General features: G+C 71.3%; 2 protein-coding genes. One reads left to right on the top strand and one right to left on the bottom strand.

Annotated elements, in window-relative coordinates:
• Positions 1-131 precede the first annotated feature (131 nt).
• A complete protein-coding gene (locus tag ESO86_RS14205) occupies positions 132-623 on the bottom strand; it encodes a nitroreductase family deazaflavin-dependent oxidoreductase (RefSeq protein ID WP_129235584.1) in 492 nt (163 codons plus the stop codon).
• A 174-nt stretch (positions 624-797) separates the two neighbouring features.
• Here ESO86_RS14205 and ESO86_RS14210 point away from each other — a divergent pair, with 174 nt between their 5' ends.
• Positions 798-3,008, top strand: a complete 2,211-nt coding sequence (locus ESO86_RS14210; protein ID WP_129235585.1) for an ATP-dependent Clp protease ATP-binding subunit — start codon at positions 798-800, stop codon at positions 3,006-3,008.
• Positions 3,009-3,200: the final 192 nt, after the last annotated feature.

Below are 3,200 nucleotides of genomic sequence, written 5' to 3' on the forward strand. Positions count from 1 at the left end.
CGCCGGCCACGGGCCTGCGGCTGCGGACCCGCAACGCGGCGGTGCGCGTGCTCGGCCTGCCGGGGCTTCGCGGGGTGCTCGGGCGGGCGTTCACCATGCAGTGGCTGTGAGGCCCGGGGCGCCCGCCGTCGTCAGGCCGCGGTGCCGTCGTGCTCCGCGCCCTCTGCGTCGTCCGCGGTCGCCTCGGCCTCGAGCGGGGTGAGCACGAAGATCGGGATCTCGCGGTCGGTCTTCGCCTGGTACCCGTCGTAGTCGGGCCAGACCTCGGTCGCGCGACCCCACCACAGCTCCTTCTCGGCGCCTGTGACCTCGCGGGCCAGGTACTCGCGCTTGACCTCGCGGTCCTGGAGCTCGACGTGCGGCTGCTGCTTCATGTTGAAGTACCACGCCGGGTGGACGGGTTCGCCGCCCTGCGATGCGACGACGGCGTACTCGCCGTCGTGCTCGACGCGCATGAGCGCGGTCTTGCGGAGCTTCCCGCTCTTCGCGCCGACCGTCGTCAGCACGATGACGGGCCTGCCGCGCAGCGAGTTCGCCTCTCGACCTCCCGTCGCCTCGTAGGTCTCGGCCTGGTCGCGTGCCCACTTGGCCGTGCTGGGTGCGTAGTCGCCCTCGAGCGGCATCCGTTCCTCCTTGTTCGGGTGTCGTTCCACGGTAACGCGCGCGTCCGCGTCGTGATTCCCGTGCGTCGCGCTGCCGTTCCCGGGCCGCACGCGGGCGGCATCCGGAATACCGCTCACGGTCCGCAAGTTGAGCGTAGTAGACTCAACTTTGTCGAAAGGAGCCCCGTGGCCAACATGCAGGGCGCGCCGAGCTCTCAGGAGGAGCAGAAGTCGGCGCTCGAACAGTACGGCGTCAACCTCACCGAGATCGCCCGCCAGGGCAAGCTCGACCCGGTCATCGGTCGCGACGCCGAGATCCGCCGCGTCAGCCAGGTGCTCACCCGGCGCACGAAGAACAATCCCGTGCTCATCGGCGAGCCCGGCGTCGGCAAGACCGCCGTCGTCGAGGGGCTCGCGCAGCGCATCGTGGCCGGCGACGTCGCCGACTCGCTGAAGGACAAGCAGCTCGTCGCGCTCGACATCTCCGCCCTCGTCGCGGGCGCCATGTACCGCGGCCAGTTCGAGGAACGACTCAAGGCCGTCCTCAAGGAGATCAACGAGGCCGAGGGCCGCATCATCACCTTCGTCGACGAGCTCCACCTGCTGATGGGCGCGGGCGGCGGCGAGGGGTCCGTCGCGGCCTCCAACATGCTGAAGCCCATGCTCGCCCGCGGCGAGCTGCGGCTCATCGGCGCGACCACGCTCGACGAGTACCGCGAGTACGTCGAGAAGGACGCGGCGCTCGAGCGCCGCTTCCAGCAGGTCTTCGTCGGCGAGCCCAGCGTCGAGGACACCGTCGCCATCCTTCGCGGACTGAAGGGCCGGTACGAGGCCCACCACGGGGTCACCATCACCGACGCCGCACTCGTGGCCGCCGCCGCGCTCTCCAACCGGTACATCTCCGCGCGGCAGCTGCCCGACAAGGCGATCGACCTCATCGACGAGGCGATGTCGCGCCTCAAGATGGAGATCGACTCGAGCCCGGTCGAGATCGACCAGCTCAAGCGCCAGGTCGACCGGATGCGGCTCGAGGAGCTCGCGCTGAAGAAGGAGAAGGACGACGCGTCGAAGGAGCGGCTCGAGCGCCTGCACGAGACGCTCCTCGAGAACGAACGCGAGCTGGCCGCGCTCGAGGAGCGCTGGTCGCGCGAGCGGATGTCGCTCAACCGCGTCGGCGAGCTCAAGAAGCGGCTCGACGAGGCCGTCACCGAGCGCGATCGCGCGATGCGCGAGGCCGACTACGCCAAGGCGTCCAAGCTCGAGTACGAGACCATCGCGCAGCTGCAGCGCGACCTCGAGGCGGCGGAGCAGGCCGAGCAGGCGCCCGACGAGCCGCGCATGGTCAACGAGCAGGTGACCGAGGAGGACATCGCCGCGGTCATCGCGCAGTGGACCGGCATCCCCGTCGGCCGGCTCATGCAGGGCGAGACCGAGAAGCTGCTCCACCTCGAGTCCGAGCTCGGACGCCGCGTCATCGGCCAGCGACCCGCGGTCGCGGCCGTCGCCGACGCCGTGCGCCGCGCACGGGCCGGCGTCAGCGACCCCGACCGGCCCACCGGGTCGTTCCTGTTCCTCGGCCCGACCGGCGTGGGCAAGACCGAGCTCGCCAAGGCCCTCGCCTTCGTGCTCTTCGACGACGAGCACGCCATGGTGCGCATCGACATGTCGGAGTACGGCGAGAAGCACTCGGTGTCGCGCCTGGTCGGCGCCCCTCCGGGCTACATCGGCTACGAGCAGGGCGGCCAGCTCACCGAGGCCGTGCGCCGCCGCCCGTACTCGGTGATCCTGCTCGACGAGGTCGAGAAGGCGCACCCCGAGGTGTTCGACGTGCTGCTCCAGGTGCTCGACGACGGTCGGCTGACGGACGGCCAGGGCCGCACCGTCGACTTCCGGAACGTGATCCTCGTGCTCACGTCCAACCTCGGCTCGCAGTTCCTCATCGACCCGACGCTCTCGTGGGAGGAGAAGGAGGCCGCCGTCATGGCGGCGGTCCGCCAGTCGTTCAAGCCGGAGTTCGTGAACCGGCTCGACGACCTCGTGGTCTTCTCCACGCTCTCGCACGACGAGCTCGGCGAGATCGTGAACCTGCAGATCGACCGGCTCACGACCCGCCTGCACGAGCGCCGGCTCGAGCTCGGCGTCACGCCCGACGCGCGGACCTGGCTCTCCGACCGGGGCTACGACCCGCTCTACGGGGCGCGGCCGCTGCGCCGGCTCATCCAGACCGAGGTCGCCGACCGGCTCGCGCGTGCGCTGCTCGCCGGCGAGATCCGCGACGGCGACACGGTCGTGGTGGGCCTCGCCGACGGCGGCGAGCACCTCACGGTGACGCGCGCGCCCGAGGCGGGCGTCGGGCCCGAGGGCGGAGAGCACGACGTGACCGACGCGGAGATCGTGGAGGAGTAGCGCGGCCGCGGCATCCGCAACCCGCCGTTCACCCGGCGGACGTACCGTCGAGGGCATGTCGCCGGGGGTGCTGTCGGACGCGTCATCGGTCGTGGAGCTCGATACGGGCGCGATCCGCGGGCGGCGCCGGCGCGGCACGCGGCAGTGGCGCGGCATCCCGTACGCCGCCGCTCCCGCGGGCGACCTCCGGTT

Source organism: Agromyces binzhouensis (assembly GCF_004135055.1).
Lineage (GTDB): Bacteria > Actinomycetota > Actinomycetes > Actinomycetales > Microbacteriaceae > Agromyces > Agromyces binzhouensis.

What these genes read in the sequence shown, in the direction of transcription:
- ESO86_RS14205 (WP_129235584.1), bottom strand. Translation starts at nt 623, where the DNA reads ATGCCGCTCGAGGGCGACTACGCACCCAGCACGGCCAAGTGGGCACGC.
- ESO86_RS14210 (WP_129235585.1), top strand. Translation starts at nt 798, where the DNA reads ATGCAGGGCGCGCCGAGCTCTCAGGAGGAGCAGAAGTCGGCGCTCGAA.